Genomic DNA, 15121 nt, shown 5'->3' on the forward strand with positions numbered 1-15121 from the left:
ACGAGGTGGGGGGCGCGGCCGGTGCCCGCGGCGCTCGCGCCCGCGTCAACGCCTCATTCCGGGCTGGCACTTGCCGTCCATGAACGCCCACTCGTCGCAGCTCGAGCCGTCGGGGAAGACGCACACGCCGCTCTCGTTGCCTTGGGCGTCGGAGCGGATCTCGAGGCGCCCGCCCTTCGCCACGCAGTTCTTCGACGCAGGGTTCGCCATGTTCGGCATCGGGCCACCCGGACCGGCCGGGCCGGGCCCACCCTGGGGGGGCGGAGGGGGCGGTGTGGTGCTCCCTCCGCAGGCGGCGACGAGGGTGGCGGCCGCGAGCGCGAAGCGAAGCGCGTGACGATGGTTCATGCGCCGATCCTACGCCATGGACCGCGCGACACGCGAGGGCGCAGGGCCCTCGTGGACAGATCAGGGGGGATGAGCGATGATGTGGGCATGACGGATCCGAAGGAGGGCGGTCCCATGGGCGAAGGCGTGCCGGCGCCTCGAAAATCGCAGGTCGCGGCGCCCGTGCCCACCGAGGACGGCTTCATGTCGACCCAGGCGAAGATGTCTCTCGCGGACATCGCCCTCGCCCTTCGAGACGAGCAGCTCGAGGCCAAGGTCGTGCACTACAAGGCCGATCTCGCGACGAGCCCCGAGCTCGACGCGATCACGGCGCAGGTGGTCCGCGAGCTCCAGTCGCTCAAGGCGCAGCGCGCCCCGGCGTCCGAGGCGAGGCCCTCCGATCGCGCGCAGCTCGAGATCGAGCTCATTCAGTCGCTGAAAGAGATGCTCGGTCGCCTCTTTCGCCCCGAGAAGCTCGCGACGCTCTTCGAGCGCAAGCTCGCCGAGGTGGCGAAGCGGTTCGCGCGCGTCTTCTTCGAGAGCGAGCTCCATGACAAGATCCGCGGCTCTTCGGGTGAGTCCAAGACGATGCGCTTCGCGGAACAGGCGCTCTACCAGCTCTTCGTGAAGAACGAGGAGAGCCTGCTCAAGCAGCTCGCGGCGTTCGAGTATGCTTCGAAGGACATCGAAAAACGCGCTCGCGACGAGCTGCTCGAGCACGTGACCGAGCTCCGAAACGGCTTTTTGGCGCGCACGACACCCGAGCTCAACATCCTCGTTCGGTTCTTGAACGAGGTGCTGTCGACGTTCTTCACGAAGGAGCTCCCGCCCGTCGTGGGCGAGCTCGCGTGGGAGGTCGTCAAAGAGGCGCGGCTCGCCGACACGGGCCCGCGGGAGGGCTACAAAATCCCAGCGGAGTCGTTCCCGAAGTTTCGCCACTCCTTCGAGAAGCGCTTCTTGCAGCGGCTCGTCCCCTTCGCCGAGGACGAGATGCTGAAGCGCGTGCGCGAGTCGAAGGGGAGCTTCCGCGCGGAGACGATCCGCTTCGTGGCCGACCCGCTCATCTTCAGCGACGTGTGCGAGGTCATCTGCGACGCCGTCTACGACAGCCTCTACAACGACGGCTTCCTCGACCTCCCGAGCGACTGGCGGGCCCGCCTGCAGGCCGCCGTACCGTAAGGTCAGGGGCGCGCGGAGGGGGTGGCTGGGGCCTGGGGCTGGGCCGAAGCGATCTCGGCGGGCGACGGGCGTGACTTGCGCTCGGCCCGGTCGCGCATGCCCTCGGCCGCCACCGCGGCGGCGTCACGGAGCTCTTCGTCGAGCACGGCTTGCGGCACCGCCATGTTCGGGAGCACGAGCAAATCCATGCGCAAAATGGTGCGTTTGTCGTCCACCTTCGTGAGCGTGTAGAGCACGCTCGCGTTCTTCAGGTTGCCGCGGACGTAGCGGCCCTCGTGGTGCTCGACGCCCGTGCCGACACCTTGCACGGGAGAAAAGCGCATGACCTGCCAGAGCACGACGAGGCCTCCGAGCACGGGGACCTGCATGTAGACGTCGGTCTCGCCGTTCTCTTTCGCGATGATCTTGGAGCGATTGAACTTGTCCGGGGCGAGCTCGGCGTAGCCCTTGTACGAGGTCACCTCGTGCCGCACCGCCTCGATGGGCGCGGCCACGAGCACCTCGGCGCGGCCGTAGCGCTCGGCCTTCCCCGGAGGGACGACGTTCGACTTGATCGTGCGGACGCTCGCGAACCGAGCGACCTCGGAGGCGCCGTCGGCGCGGGCCGCGGCCGGGAGGGAGACGGCGGCGAGGGAGAGCGCGAGGAGCAGCACACGACCTGGCTTCGAGCTCGTCATCGGGGGGGTACCTCGGAGGTTCGTGGGAGCGAGACGAAGTTCACTTTGCAGGCCCCGTACCAGCTGCCGCCGAGGTGCATCGTACGAAGCGAGGACCCTCGAAGTTTTCGCTTCGACCGAGAAAAGTCAAGGTTTCCAACGGGTGCATAAGGCTCGACGCACTCGCCCGCGCCTCGGCCGCGGCGCGACGAGCGCACACCGAGCGTGACGCCGAGGTCACACCTCTCTTCCGCCCTAAGGTCTTCCGCCCTCAGGGCTCGGCCTCGATGACGACGGAGAAGAGCTCGGGGCTCACGCGGGTCGTGAGGGCGTCGAGCGTGACCTCGTACTGCACGTACCGAGCGGGAGGCAGCGTGAGGGCGAGCGACGACGGCGGCCCCGCGGCCCCGTCGGGATCGACGAACGCGCCTGCCCCTCCCCCGGGACCGACGAACGGCGGGTCCCCGGAGCACGCGGCGTCGGCGCAGGTGCGCACGCGGAGAGACAGGCCGACCGCGCTGCGGGTGTAGATCCCGCGGATCTCGTCGTCGCCGAGGGCGCGACGGAACGCGAGGACCTCGTCGAAATCGCCCTCGGATTGGAACGAGCCACCCGAGAGGGCCCCCACCGCGAGCTCCGAGCCAGCCGCCACGCTGAACGGCGCCACGAACGCCGCCGAGACCTCGGGGCCGTCGAGCACGCCGTCGACGAACGTGCGGAGACGAGCCTGCCCGTGCCCGCGCTTGACGACCGCGAGGTGATGCCACGCCCCGTCGTTGATCGCGGCCGCCCCGCAGTAGTTCGCGCAGTCGTCGTTCCCCTCGCGCTTTCCGCACCACGAGCCTCCGAGGCGTCCCGCGGGCCCGGCGCACGTCGCCGTCGTGGTGACCGAGCACCCCAACCACAGGTGGGTGCGATCGGCGCCCCCCTCTTCCAGGCCGAGGTAGACGCGGTTTCCGGAGGGCGGGTTCGTCGCCGGGCACGCCTGCTGGGTCTTCACCCAGAGCGCCCAGGTCACGTCGTCCGAGGCGAGATCCAAGGCCGCCCCCGAGCCCGCAGCCACGGACACGTACGCCGAGCCGCCGTCACGGAGAGCGCTGCCCCAAGGCCCCGCCGCATACGAGGCCCCCGAGCCCTTCGCGGTGCCGACGTGAGCCTTCCCGGAGCCGTCGGCGAGGCGCGCGCCCGCCGCGATGGACTGGCCTACGGCGCCGTCGAAATCGAGCACCACCTCCGCGCCGGTCATGTCGGCAGCGAACCTCGGGTACCCGGTCTCTCGGCCGCCGTCCCGCGGGAGGTGCTTGCGGTACGCGGCCCCCGGGACGAATCCGAGGCTCACGAAGCGCACGATGCGACCCGCGTCGTGCACGCGCGAGACGAAGCGCCCGCGGGTCCGATCGACGAGGCGCACGCGCCCCTCCAGGTACGCGGCGTCGACGAACGTTCCGCCACGGAAGTGCTCGGCGGTGTCGTCCACCAACCGAAGGCGCCCGCTTGCACCATCGGGTCCCACGCTGCCGTCGGGCCCGGCCGTGGCGGAGGGCTCGGTCACGGTCCCTCCCGCGTCGTTCCCGCTCGCTCCCGTGAACGCGCCGGAGCACGCGACGAGGCCCGAGAGGCCGAGCCACGCCGCCACCGCACCGCTCCGGGAGATCCTCACGCTCTTCAGCGTGCAAGGGCCTCGTCCGCTTTGCAACCTCGACGTCAGCGCCCGTAACGGGCCCGACCTTCGACCGTCCACCAGTCGCGGAACTTTTGCATCACGCGCTCACGCTCGCGCTTCGGCATGTCGTCTTGGTAGCCGAACGCGTTGCGTGTGAGCTTCACGAGCTCTTCGAGCGCGGCGAGGCGGAGGCCCGAGGCGGGGTGGGCGAGGGCGTCGATGAGCCACTCGATGCGTTGTTTGCCCTTGTTCTGCTCGAACCAGTCGGACCAGTGGGAGAGGTGGAGGCCGAAGTCTTGGCGTGACACGACGACGAGGCTCGCGCGGGCCGCAGCGGACACCTCGGGCTGCGGGTCGACGAGGCGCGGCAAGAGGTGCGGAACGGCGGCGGCGTCCCGGACCTCGCCGAGCATCTGGAGCGCGATGACCCGGCGAACGAGCACCTGCTGTGGCTCGAGGAGGACCTTGGCGAGCACGTCGACCATGTAGGTCGGGTAGAGCTCGCCGAGCACACGGACGGCCGTACGGGCCGCGAGCCGCACCCGGGCTTCGCCGTCGAAGAGGGCGCGCACGGCCGGCTCGATCGCCTCGACGTAGGGGAGCTCCGACAGCAGGTACGTGGCCCAGAAGCGCCGATCGGGGTGGGGATCGTCGACGAGGGTCAGGACGAACGGGAGGGCCACGCGCCGTTGCCGCGCGATGAGGCGGAGCACCGGGCCACACTCGCCCGCGCGCGGAAGGGCCCCCTCGGGGAGCGCCGACACGTCGAGGCGCACGGGCCCCGGAAAGCGCGCGAGGACCGCGGGCATCGCGTGCTGCCCGGCATGGAGCAGGCGCGTCTCGGAGGCCTCGTCGGACGAGCGAATCACCCGGTCGACGAGCTCCATGTACTCGTTGCCCACGTCGACGATGACGCTCGGGAGCACCTTGGGGCGATCGCTCCGCGACGGGGGGAGATGAGCGGGGACCGAGAGGCTCTGCGGCGGCTCGATCGCATCGATCAACGCCTCGGGCTCGAGCTCGTGGGTGGGCGTCGGCGCGGCGTGGTGAGGCACCTCGACGACACGCTTCGAGCTCGGCGGCGGCTCGTCGTCGTGCGGGTCCGAGCCGACCAGGCCGGCGAAGGACTCGACCTCGGGGACACGCGCCGGCGTGGGAACGAACGGTTCCACGAGCTCGCCGCCGGGCGGTGGGGCCGCAGGTTCGGAGAGGGAGAACCCGGCCGGGGCTTCGGGCGTTTCCTCCGCGACCGGGGCCGCCCCTGCCGCGACCGGGGCCTCCTCGGCCGCGACCGGGGCCGCCTCGGCCGCGACCGGGGCCACCTCGGCCGCGACCGGAGCCGCCTCGGCCGCGACCGGAGCCGCCTCGGCCGCGACCGGGGCCGCCTCGGCCGCGACCGGGGCCGCCTCGGCCGCGACCGGGGCCGCCTCGGCCGCGACCGGAGCGAGCGCTTCGGTGGGCGCGGCACCGAGACCGAGCACACGTCCGAGCGCCGAGGCGTCCGGGCGAACGGAGGGGCGTTGGGCAGGAGCTGCTTTTTCGCCGCGCTCGCTCTGCTTCTTTCGGACGATGAGGCGCTCGAAGGCCGCACCAGCGAGCGCCGCGAACGACGTGACGTCTTTCACGGCCGCCGCCTCGACCGCCGCGTCGCCGTCGTCACCGACGAGCACGGCGACCACACGACGACGCACGACGACCGGCAAGAGACCGACGGTGGAACGGCCCTGCCGCTCGAGATCGCGGAAGAGCACGGCGTCGAGCGTGGACGGGTCGGGTCGAAGGAAGAGCGGCACCTGCGCGGCCTTGGCGCTCGCGAGCACCGAAGGCCCGTCGAGCGGGACGTTCATGCCCGCGACGACGTCGCGGAGCGCGCCGTGACCGGCCGCGTCGCGCCCCTCGGCCGCGTCGCCGTGGACGATGAAGAACGCCGCGTACTCGAAGAATTGGCGCGAGAATTCGAAGAAGAGATCGAGGATCGTGTCGCGCTCGCTCGCCTCGTCCATCTCGCGCTTGGCGATCTCGAAGGTGAGCGGCCCCTTGCGGCGGCGCCCTGGGCGTTTGTGGGCGCGGGCTCCCGGCTCGATGAACGTCGCCGTGGACGCGTCCGCGTACGGGGCCAGCGTGGGCAGCTCTTCGGGCGCTCTTTCGGGCGCAGGCTCGCGGACGGGCGCAGGCTCGCGGACGGGCGCAGGCTCGCGGACGGGCGCAGGCTCGCGGACGGGCTCCGGCTGCCGAGGGGCCACGGTGACCGCTTCGACCCGAGGGGCCTCGGCCTCGCGTGGAGACACCGCCGGGCTCTCTTCGACCTGACGCGCCGCCGGGCTCGGTTCGACCTCGGGCGCGGCGGGCATTTCGTACGACGTGCGGCGCGTGGGCGGCGCCGAGTCGACCGCGTCGTCGGAGGGCTCGGGGGGCGCGGGGCTCGGAGACGGCTCGAGGCTCGCGGACGAGGCCCGTTCGTACGCGCGGAGCACCGCGGGCTCGACGACCGTGGCCGGCGACGGCGGAATCGAAGGCGAACGTTCGGAGAGCAGCGGGTCCGACGCTGCGGCCCGCGGGACGGCCCCCGACGCGTCGGCGCTCGCACCGAGACGCGCGAGGAGGCGCGTGTAACGGCGAAGGAGCGGCGTGCCGTAGTCGCGCGAGATCGCCTGGTAGATGCGGAAGATGGGCGCGATCCGGACGACCACGGGCCGCGACGAGGCGAACGCGAGGTCTTGTTCGACCTCGGGACCGAGAGGCGCGCTCGCGGCGACGACGAGCGCCCCGGCCTCGATCCCCAGAGGGAAGATGCCGTGCTCGTTCGCGAGGTCGATCGGCACGAACGCGCGCGCCTCGGGCGACGAGGCCGCGAGCTCGAAGGGCGCCGCGGCCGGCAACCCGAACGACTCGGCCAGGAGGGCGCCGAGCGGGCGCTCGTCGAGGCGCGCGACCTCGAGCAAGTTCGTCGCGAGATCGCCACCGTAGAGCACCTGGCGGGCGAGGGCCTCTTCGACGTCTCGGATGGTGGCTAGCTCGCGCTGGACGAGAAGAGAGCTCAGGGACATGGGCCGGGGGCCACGAAGCCGGCTCGACGGGGACCGCCGGCGGGAGATGGCGTAAACCTCGTTCGGATCATCGCTTTGCGGGGCGCATATTGTCAAATGCTAGCGGGCCTTCGCGAGCGGGCACGCGAAGGCCCGAGGCCGCGGCGGCGCGACTCCGTGGCCCGAACGCCTGCGAATCGTCACGAGGCGCCGCGCGCGGAGAAGAGCTGCGTGAGCGCCTCGACGAGGCCCTCGGCGGTGGAGGGCCGCGCGGTCGCGTCGACCCGAAGACCCGCGGTCTCGCACGCCGCGCGTGTCACGTCTCCGATGCATACCACCGCCGTGCGCCTCGGGAGGGCGGGCGCGGCCCCGCCGAAGAGCGCGACGAGCGCCTCGACCGTGCTTGGCGAGGTGAAGGTCACCGCGTAGAAATCCCCCTGCCGGAGCCGGGCGACGAGCCCTACGACGTCGTCGGTGTGTGGCCTCTCGGTGACGTAGGCCGTGACGACGTGCACCTCGTAGCCCGCCGCGCGGAGGGCCTCGGGCACGACCTCGCGCGCCACCTTGGCCCGCGGAAAGAGGACGGCGCGGGCGCCCGAAGCCTCACCGAGCGCCGCCAGCGCCTCGGCCGCGAGCCCCTCTCCCACGTGCTCTCGCGCGACACAATCCGCAACGATTCCATGCGTTTGCAGACTCTTTGCGGTGCTCGGACCGATGGCGATCACCCTCGCGCCGCCGTACGCTCGGGCGTCGAGCTTCTCCCGGGCGAGGGCCTCGTGGAAGGCGTGGACCGCGTTCTGACTGGAGTAGAGGACGGCCGCGTAGGCGCCGCGTGCGAGCGAGCGCGCCGCCTCGCGGAGGCCCTCGGGATCGTCGCTCGGGCCGATCGCGATGAGCGGCGACGAGACCGGACAGGCCCCGGCGTCCCTTAGTAGATCGCCGAGCTTGTCGCCCTGCGACGCCGCGCGCGTGACGAGCACCCGGACCCCGGCGAGCGGGAGGGCCTCGCGGCTCGTGGCTTCGGCTCTCGTGGCCGCGTCGAGCGAGACCGCCGGGACGACGACGATCGGGACACGACGCACCTCGAGCGCGCGCACGAGGTCGGCGGCGTCGGACACGGGATCCCCGAGCACGACCCGGCACACCCTCGCCTGCGTGGAAGAGGCCGAGACGAGCGCGTCGATCTCCACGTCGAGCGTGGGCGGAGACTCGACGAGGTGCGAACCGGACGTGTGTGCCCGTGCCGCGTCGAGCGCGGCGCGTGGCCCGAAGACGGACGTGGCGGCCCCGAGCACCCGCGACGCGCGGCCCGTGGCGAGATCGCTCGCGCCGGGCACGAGCCCCACGAGCCGCACGGTCACGGGACGTTGGGAGCGCAGGTGGAGACGCCGGCGCCGACGACGAGCGTGCCGAGGTTCGCCACGACGGCGGTGGAGTTGTCGCTCGGTCGGTAGCGCGTGACGCGCGACGCCTGGGACCCGTCCGGGTCGGTGAAGAGGTAGAAGTCGCCGCCCCAGTACGCGAAGGCCCAGCCGCTGCCTTGGTCGACGTCGCGGAGCTGCGTCTCGCCGACGACGCGGGCCGACTGCTTGTCGATCTCGCCGATGAAGGAGCCGACCGCGTTCTCCTTCGTGTAGAAGCCGTAGAGGCGACCGTCGCCCGTGCCGGTGAGCTCGGCGCGGTCGATCGGCGGGTTGAAGTTCGCGATGGGCGTGAGCGCGTAGTTGCCGACGGTGTCGATCGAGGCGAGGCCGCGCGTGATGGCCGAGCGGTTGTCGGCGGCGACGAAGAGGGTCTCGTCGGGGCCGAGCTCCTTCGTGGCGTACCCCATGCCAAACGTCGAGAACCCTTGCTGATTCGGGCGGAACGTCGTCTGCGTGCAGGCCGCCGTCAACGTGGAGACGCGGTAGAGGTTCCCGTCGTTGAAGAGCACCTGGGCGACGCCCGTGCGATCGACCGCCATGGAGAACGGCGTCGTCCCCTGCGGGGCGGGGCACGCGATGCGCCCGATGAGCCGGAAGCTCGCGTCGGGTGGGTAGAACGAGAAGAGCTCGTTGTCGGTCGTGATGACGTAGACGAGCGTAGCGGCGGCGTCGGGGCAGTCGTTGCGGTCGACGTCCGGCGTGGGGCGCGCGTCGATCGGGGGGATGACGTCGGGTTGGGTGGCGCGGTCGGTGGGCGCGTCGGTCGTGGACCCATCGCGCGTGGACCCGTCGGACGTGGTGTCGGCGTACTCGTCGGCGAAGAGACCCGTGCGGCTACCGCACGCCGCGAGGCCCGCGAACGTGCCGAAGAGGGCGGCGACGATCGCGCCGAAGCGAAGGGAGTGCGTGCGAGCTCGCATGGCGACACTGTTCGCCCGAAGCCCGCCGAGAGCAAGCAGAAACTGCCTTGTTTTGCCGTGCAAAAGTTGACGGAGCGCGGCTCCTTCGAGCGCCCGTCAGAACGCCGGGGCGCAGGTCGAGACCCCCGCCCCCACGATGCGCCCGCCGAAGGATGTGGGCGTCGTGGTGGTGCCGTCGGCGAGGCGGTAGCGAGAGACCGCCGTGGAAGGGTCTCCAGGACCCGAGTTGAACATCCAGAAATCGCCGCCGTAGAACGCGAAGGCGAAGGCGTCCGAGTCGGTGCCGACGGGCACGTCGGTGCGGGCGCGCACCTGCGCGGTGCGGATGTCGATCTCGGCGATCGAGCCGGCCGGGCTCGCCGAGCTACCCCGAGGCCAATAGGCGAAGAGTCGCCCGTCGGCCGTGCCGGTGAGCTCGGCGCGAGGGAGGCTCGGGTTGAAGGCCCCGATCACGGTGAGCCCGAACGTCGTCGTGTCGATGCGGGCGAGGCCGCGGGAGGGCTGGGGCACGCCGAAGCCCGAGCTGCCGCTCTCGGCGACGAAGAGCCTGTCGTTCGTGGGCGAGGTCGAGTCGGCCGCGAAGCCCATGCCGAACGTGGTGAAGCTCGACTGGCCCGGCCGGTAGGTGGTGGGCACACACGCGGCGGTGAGGGTGCTCACGCGGTAGAGCGCGCCATCCGTGTAGAGTACATATGCCGCGCCTTGCCGATCGACCGCCATCGAGAACGGGCTCGTCCCCGCCGGGGCGGGGCACGCGAGCGCGCCGATGCGACGGAAGCCGAGGTCGGGAGGGTAGAACGCGTAGAGCTCGTTCTCGGAGGTGACGACGTAGACGAGGGTCCCGTCGGCGTCGGGGCAATCGGTGCGGTTCACGTCCTCGGGCGGCGTGGCGTCGATCGGAGGGAGCGCGTCGAGGTCGACGGTCGGCGACGTATCGGGGATCTGCCCGTCGACGAGCACCGGGCCGTCGGGCCTCGGCGAGGACGCGTCCGTGAGGGACGGGTCTTGGCTCTCGTCTCCGAAGAGGCCCGTTCGGCTGCCGCACGCGGCCACGAGCAAGAGGACCGAGACCGTCACCGCGCGGCGAGACTTCATGGGCGAGAGTGTCCTCCTTCGCGCGTTGGCTCACAAGGCCTTCGCGAGCGGGTCGATCGGCTCGGTTCGGTCGGCGTTCCGGTCATCGTGCCCTGGTGGTAAGTCTCCGGGCATGGCCTTCCCCGTCCACCGCCCCCGCAGGCTCCGCCGAACCCCCGAGCTCCGCGCCCTCGTGCGCGAGACCACCCTCAGCCCCGGCGACCTCGTCTACCCGATGTTCTTCCACGCGGGCCTCACGGAGCCGCGCCCCATCCCGTCGATGCCGGGCGTGTCGCAGCTGCCGATCTCGCACGCGAAGACGTGGGCGAAGGACCTCGTGGCGCGCGGCATTCCCGGGGTCATTTTGTTCGGGCTTCCCGAGAAGAAGGACGCAAAAGGGCACACCGGCCTCGACCCCGACGGGCCCGTGCCTCGCACCGTGCGCGAGATGAAAGACGCGTGCCCCGAGCTCGTCGTCATGACCGACGTGTGCGTCGACGAGTACACCGACCACGGGCACTGCGGCGTCTTGTGCGATGGTGTGCGCGGCAAAGAGGTCGACAACGACGCCACCGTCGAGATCCTGGCAAAAATGGCCGTGATCCACGCCAAAGCGGGGGCCGACGTGGTGGCCCCGAGCGACATGATGGACGGCCGCGTGGGTGCGATTCGCGCGGCGCTCGACGGCGAGGGGCTCTCGGGCGTGTCGATCCTCTCGTACTCGGTGAAGTACGCGAGCGCGTTCTACGGACCGTTCCGAGACGCGGCCGATTGCGCCCCGAAGTTCGGCGACAGGGCCGGCTACCAGATGGACCCCGGCAACGCGCGCGAGGCCCTTCGGGAGGCCGCGTTCGACGAAGAAGAGGGCGCCGACATGCTCATGGTGAAGCCCGCCCTGCCCTACCTCGACGTCCTCCGCGACGTGCGAAAGTCCACGAGCTTGCCCATCGCCGCGTACAACGTGTCGGGCGAGTACTCGATGCTGCACGCCGCGGCGGATCGCGGCATGATCGACCTCGACCGGGCCACGATGGAGGTGCTCACCTCGATCCGGCGCGCCGGCGCCGACTTCATCCTCACGTACCACGCCCTCCGCGCGGCCGAGATCCTCCAAGGGAAATGACGCGCGGCCTCGCGCGAACGTAACGTATAAGGTAGCGCCATCATGCCCAAAAACGTGCACGACAGCATCCTCGGGACCATCGGACAGACGCCCCTCGTCCGGCTGAACCGCGTCGTCTCCGACATCGAGGCGACCGTGTGGGCGAAGGTCGAGACCTTCAACCCCGGCAACAGCATCAAGGACCGCATGGCCCTCAAGATGGTCGAGGACGCCGAGAAGGCGGGACTGCTGCTCCCGGGCGGCACGATCATCGAGGGCACGAGCGGCAACACGGGCATGGGACTTGCGCTCGCGGCCATCGTGAAGGGCTACAAGTGCATCTTCACGACGACCGACAAACAGTCCAAGGAGAAGGTCGACGCCCTCCGCGCGTTCGGGGCCGAGGTCATCGTGTGCCCCACGGACGTCGATCCCGAGGATCCGCGGTCGTACTACTCGGTGAGCTCGCGCCTCGAGAAAGAGACGCCGCGCTCCTGGAAGGCGAACCAGTACGACAACCCCTCGAACGCCCAAGCCCACTACGAGACCACGGGGCCGGAGCTCTGGGAGCAGACCGAGGGCAAGATCGACCACCTCGTCGTCGGCGTGGGCACGGGCGGCACCCTGTGCGGCACCGCGCGCTTCTTGAAAGAGAAGAAGCCCTCCGTGAAGGTGTGGGGCATCGACACGTACGGCTCGGTCTTCAAGAAGTACAAAGAGACCGGGGTGTTCGATAAACACGAAATTTATCCATACGTTACAGAGGGCATCGGCGAAGACTTCCTCCCCCGGAACGTCGACTTCTCGCTCATCGACGCGTTCGAGAAGGTGACCGATCGCGACGCGGCGATTTGGACCGCCGAGATCGTGCGACAAGAGGGCATCTGGGTGGGGAACTCGGCCGGCTCGGCGATCGCCGGGCTGAAGCAGCTCAAGCACCAGTTCAAGAAGGGCGAGACCGTCGTCGTCGTCTTCCACGATCACGGCACGCGGTACGTGGGCAAGATGTTCAACCCCGACTGGATGGCCCAGATGGGCTACGCCGACGTGGGCGGCCCGACGGCGCGCGAGCTCGTGAAGAACAAGACCGTGACCGAGCTCGTGGGCGTCGAAGAGAACGACACCGTGGAGCACGCGGCCGAGCAGATGCGAAAGAACGACTTTTCGCAGATCCCCGTGCTCCGCTCGGGGCGCATCGTGGGCTCGCTGTCCGAGGCGCACCTCTACGGGAGCATGGTGTCGGACGCGGACATCCGGCACCAGCCGGTGCGGAAGATCATGCAGAAGGCCTTCCGCTACGTCGACATCGAGACGCCGATCAAGCTGCTCGCCGGCATGATCCACCCCGAGAGCCCGGCCGTGCTCGTGCGCGACTTCCCGGCCGACAAGACGTACATCCTCACGGGCTACGACGTGCTCGCGGCGATCTGAGCCTCACATCGCCGTGCTCCGAGGGCCTCGCCGCGCGCCGGTCGGGGCCCTCGTCGTTTCGAACGCGAGGAACGTCAGCGGAGCGAGAACTTCCCGAGGCTGGTCAAGAGCTCGGCGGGGCCCGTCGTACGGGAGATCGTCGCCTGGTCGGCCGTGATCGAGAGCTCGGCGCGCGCCGACACGGTCCCGGGAGGTTTGTCCTTCCGGAGCACGTTGAGGAGCGCCGTGTCCTCGGGCGATAGGCCCTTCGGGTCGAGCGGGTAGGTCTGCGTCTCGGTCACCCCGACGACGAGGGGCTGCGTGCACCTCGCGCGCTCGTCGCCCTCGTAGGCGCACACGACCACGGTCTCGGTGGTGACGGTCGCGAGGGAGAGCCCCCCGTAGTCGGCGTCCGCGTGGGCGTGGCGCCCGTACACCTCGACCACCTTGCGCTTGCCGTACGCGGTCTCCTTCGAGCTCGTGTACGTGTATTCTTCATGTACTCCGAACGCGCCGGGGTTCCACGCCCGCCCGAGCTCGGCGGCCGGTTCCATCGCCCCCTCGGACGTGGTGCGCACGAGCAAGAACACCGAGAGGCCCGGCCCCTCGTTGCCGTACCGGACGATCGAGAACGGGGGAACGAGGCCGCTCGACGGCTCCTTCCCGGGGACGAGGGGCGTCTTCAGGAAGGCCTCGTCGCTCACGCCCTCGAGGCACTGGAAGAAGGCGAGCTCGTCGGTGAAGCGCCGCTTGCACGGCGGCTCGGGCGGCGCGTTCTTGGCCTCGGCTTTCACCACGAGGTCGTCTTTGACCTTCTTCGAGATGTCGTCGAGGCGCTTCTGGACGATCGCGTTCGGGCGGCGCTCGAGCGACTGGCGGTACCGGACGGCCGCCTCCATGGGGGAGCCCTTGCCCTCGAAGCCGCGCCCGATGTTGTAGAGGATCGCGGCGCGTGTCTTCGCGTCGTACGCGCCGCGGAGGGCGAGCTCGCCGGTCTCGATGGCGCGGTCCCACTCCGACAGGTTCACGTACGCCCACGACAGCTCGCTCAGCACCGTGGCGTTGCCCGGATCGATCGCGAGCGCCTTCTCGTAGGCGGCCTTCGCCTCGGCCCATTTGCCGGCTTGTGCGAGGGTGCGGCCGGCCTTGAGGTCGGCCAAGATGTCGACCTTGCTCTTCGTGGAGAGCGGGGGGAGCGCCGCGTCGCGACCGCCGAGGGAGAGCGCGCCTTCGGGCGAGGCGTCGCGCGTCGTGGCCTTGGGCGCCTCGATGACGGAGGGCTTCGCCGCCGCCGCGTCCTCCGTGGGCTCGGGCTTGGTCTTCACGCACCCGACGGTGGCGAGGACGAGGACCATGGGGAGGGCGTTTCGGAGGGTCGTGCTCACGGCCTCCTTTTCCCCGGAAGCGCCCACGTCTGCAAGCCCCGCGCGGCCCCCCTTTACGCGGGCGGCAGGCGGGTCTACATGCAGCGCGATGTTCACCGGGCTCGTCGAGGCCGAAGGCACGCTCGTCTCTCGGACCAAGGTCGCCCGCGGGGCGCGCCTCGTCGTGCGCGCGCCCTTCGCCTCGTACGTCGTGGGCGAGTCCATCGCGACCGACGGGGTCTGCCTCACGGTCGAGTCGTTCGAGGGCGGGGCGTTCGTCGCGTCGGCCTCGTCGGAGACCCTACAGAAGACCACATTGGGTGACAAAGCCGTGGGCGCGCGGGTGAACCTCGAGCGCGCGCTCCCGCTCGGAGGCCGGCTCGGCGGGCACATCGTCGGCGGCCACGTGGACGGCGTCGGGCACGTGGTGTCGCAGACGCCCGACGGAGACGCGACGAAGGTGGTCTTCGCGTACCCGAGCGAGCTCCGACGCTACATCGCCGAGAAGGGCTCCATCTGCGTGAACGGCGTGAGCCTCACCGTCAACGGCGTCGACGACGGCACGTTCCACGTGATGCTCGTCCCCCACACCCGCGAGTCGACCGCGTGGGAGCTCCGCCAGGGCGAGCGCGTGAACCTCGAGGTCGACGTGCTCGCCCGCTACGTGGCGCGCATTCTGGACGTCGATCGCGGCTCCGAGGCCAAGCCCGCGGCATCGGACGCGTCGTTCCTCGAGAAGCTCCGCGGGTCCGGCTACATGTGAGGCGGCCGTGAGCCTTTCCGCGCACACGGCCCCGGAGCACCGAACAGGTTGAATCCCGTCGGCTTTCACGAATTTAGCGGCGGTCCGCGGCGGTGCTCCTCCTGGGATAGAAGACTGTCCGTCGTCGTCACGCCTAGCGAACCTTGCTAACTCCACGAAATCCTCGGTCCTTCAACCTGATCGGGGCTCCAGTCGTGGTAGGGAAGGCTCGCG

12 protein-coding genes are annotated in these 15121 nt (G+C 70.5%); 4 read left to right on the forward strand and 8 right to left on the reverse strand.

What is annotated here, in order from left to right:
* Positions 1-45 precede the first annotated feature (45 nt).
* Positions 46-348 carry a DUF333 domain-containing protein gene (locus tag IPK71_27370; GenBank protein MBK8217464.1) on the reverse strand — a complete coding sequence of 101 codons (303 nt, stop codon included), beginning with the start codon at positions 346-348 and terminating at the stop codon, positions 46-48.
* An 87-nt stretch (positions 349-435) separates the two neighbouring features.
* Between IPK71_27370 and IPK71_27375 the strand changes: the two genes are divergently transcribed.
* Complete coding sequence (locus IPK71_27375) at positions 436-1506, forward strand: hypothetical protein (GenBank protein MBK8217465.1); 1071 nt, start codon at positions 436-438, stop codon at positions 1504-1506.
* 2 nt (positions 1507-1508) lie between these two features.
* Here the strand turns inward: IPK71_27375 and IPK71_27380 are convergent, their stop codons facing one another.
* The 6 genes from IPK71_27380 to IPK71_27405 form a co-directional block, all read right to left on the reverse strand.
* Positions 1509-2183 carry a hypothetical protein gene (locus IPK71_27380; GenBank protein MBK8217466.1) on the reverse strand — a complete coding sequence of 225 codons (675 nt, stop codon included), beginning with the start codon at positions 2181-2183 and terminating at the stop codon, positions 1509-1511.
* Positions 2184-2433: 250 nt separating this feature from the next.
* Positions 2434-3822 carry a LamG domain-containing protein gene (locus tag IPK71_27385; GenBank protein MBK8217467.1) on the reverse strand — a complete coding sequence of 463 codons (1389 nt, stop codon included), beginning with the start codon at positions 3820-3822 and terminating at the stop codon, positions 2434-2436.
* Between the two features lie 44 nt (positions 3823-3866).
* Positions 3867-6872 (reverse strand): hypothetical protein, encoded by a 3006-nt coding sequence (locus IPK71_27390; GenBank protein MBK8217468.1) that lies wholly within the window; start codon positions 6870-6872, stop codon positions 3867-3869.
* Between the two features lie 179 nt (positions 6873-7051).
* Complete coding sequence (locus IPK71_27395) at positions 7052-8212, reverse strand: uroporphyrinogen-III synthase (GenBank protein MBK8217469.1); 1161 nt, start codon at positions 8210-8212, stop codon at positions 7052-7054.
* Entirely contained in the window at positions 8209-9195 is a 987-nt protein-coding gene (locus IPK71_27400) for a hypothetical protein (GenBank protein MBK8217470.1), read from the reverse strand. The genes IPK71_27395 and IPK71_27400 overlap by 4 nt, the downstream gene beginning before the upstream one ends.
* 96 nt (positions 9196-9291) lie before the next feature.
* A complete protein-coding gene (locus IPK71_27405) occupies positions 9292-10290 on the reverse strand; it encodes a hypothetical protein (GenBank protein MBK8217471.1) in 999 nt (332 codons plus the stop codon).
* Between the two features lie 112 nt (positions 10291-10402).
* On the opposite strand from IPK71_27405, the gene hemB reads away from it, so the two are divergent.
* Together hemB and IPK71_27415 are read left to right on the forward strand one after the other, a co-directional pair.
* Positions 10403-11392, forward strand: a complete 990-nt coding sequence (gene hemB / locus IPK71_27410) for a porphobilinogen synthase (protein ID MBK8217472.1) — start codon at positions 10403-10405, stop codon at positions 11390-11392.
* A gap of 42 nt (positions 11393-11434) precedes the next feature.
* Positions 11435-12802, forward strand: coding sequence for a pyridoxal-phosphate dependent enzyme (locus tag IPK71_27415; GenBank protein ID MBK8217473.1), 1368 nt, complete (start codon positions 11435-11437; stop codon positions 12800-12802).
* Positions 12803-12876: 74 nt separating this feature from the next.
* On the opposite strand, the gene IPK71_27420 is transcribed toward IPK71_27415, so the two are convergent.
* Positions 12877-14166, reverse strand: coding sequence for a tetratricopeptide repeat protein (locus IPK71_27420; protein ID MBK8217474.1), 1290 nt, complete (start codon positions 14164-14166; stop codon positions 12877-12879).
* Between the two features lie 88 nt (positions 14167-14254).
* On the opposite strand from IPK71_27420, the gene IPK71_27425 reads away from it, so the two are divergent.
* A complete protein-coding gene (locus IPK71_27425; protein MBK8217475.1) occupies positions 14255-14908 on the forward strand; it encodes a riboflavin synthase in 654 nt (217 codons plus the stop codon).
* The last annotated feature ends 213 nt before the right edge of the window (positions 14909-15121 follow it).

The organism is Myxococcales bacterium (genome assembly GCA_016712525.1).
Taxonomy (GTDB): domain Bacteria; phylum Myxococcota_A; class Polyangia; order Polyangiales; family Polyangiaceae; genus JAAFHV01.

Coding starts and splice junctions, on each gene's coding strand:
- IPK71_27370 (MBK8217464.1), bottom strand. CDS start 348: ATGAACCATCGTCACGCGCTTCGCTTCGCGCTCGCGGCCGCCACCCTC.
- IPK71_27375 (MBK8217465.1), top strand. CDS start 436: ATGACGGATCCGAAGGAGGGCGGTCCCATGGGCGAAGGCGTGCCGGCG.
- IPK71_27380 (MBK8217466.1), bottom strand. CDS start 2,183: ATGACGAGCTCGAAGCCAGGTCGTGTGCTGCTCCTCGCGCTCTCCCTC.
- IPK71_27390 (MBK8217468.1), bottom strand. CDS start 6,872: ATGTCCCTGAGCTCTCTTCTCGTCCAGCGCGAGCTAGCCACCATCCGA.
- IPK71_27400 (MBK8217470.1), bottom strand. CDS start 9,195: ATGCGAGCTCGCACGCACTCCCTTCGCTTCGGCGCGATCGTCGCCGCC.
- IPK71_27405 (MBK8217471.1), bottom strand. CDS start 10,290: ATGAAGTCTCGCCGCGCGGTGACGGTCTCGGTCCTCTTGCTCGTGGCC.
- hemB (MBK8217472.1), top strand. CDS start 10,403: ATGGCCTTCCCCGTCCACCGCCCCCGCAGGCTCCGCCGAACCCCCGAG.
- IPK71_27415 (MBK8217473.1), top strand. CDS start 11,435: ATGCCCAAAAACGTGCACGACAGCATCCTCGGGACCATCGGACAGACG.
- IPK71_27425 (MBK8217475.1), top strand. CDS start 14,255: ATGTTCACCGGGCTCGTCGAGGCCGAAGGCACGCTCGTCTCTCGGACC.